Here is a 524-nt window from a genome sequence, read left to right as displayed (position 1 = left end):
CTGGGCCGAGGGCCGCAAGCAGTTGCGGATGGAATTCTTCTACCGGGAGATGCGGCGCAAGACCGGTTTGTTGATGGCCTCCGACGGTGAGCCCGAGGGCGGGCAGTGGAATTTCGATGCCGACAACCGGAAGAAATGGACCGGCAAGCCGCCGGCCCCGGCGCCATTCCGGATAGAGCCGGATGCCATTACTCGGGATGTGATCGCCCTGGTGGATGAGCATTTCAGCGATCACTTCGGCACCACCGACGACTTCCATTTTGCCGTTACCGCCGAGGACGCGCAGGGAGCGCTCGAACACTTCATCGATTATGCCCTGCCCTGCTTTGGCGATTATCAGGACGCGATTTCGGACAACGAGGACTGGCTGTTTCATTCCATCCTGTCGCCCTACATCAATTCCGGGCTTCTGGATCCGGTGGCGGTTTGCGAGGCGGCCGCTCAGGCGTGGTATTCAGGCCGTGCACCGATCAACGCGGTGGAGGGATTTATCCGTCAGATACTGGGCTGGCGCGAGTTCGTGC

Annotated in this window: 1 protein-coding gene; it reads left to right on the top strand. The window is 60.9% G+C overall.

All coding sequences use genetic code 11. The features are described 5' to 3' along the window. The coding region (locus tag B2W52_RS06745) for a cryptochrome/photolyase family protein (protein WP_286802086.1) at positions 1–524 on the top strand (524 nt) is incomplete at both ends.

Origin of the sequence: Marinobacter sp. UBA2498 (genome assembly GCF_002341575.1) — a bacterium.
Classification (GTDB): Bacteria; Pseudomonadota; Gammaproteobacteria; order Pseudomonadales; family Oleiphilaceae; genus Marinobacter; species Marinobacter manganoxydans.
This window is presented reverse-complemented; position numbering and strand designations above follow the sequence as displayed.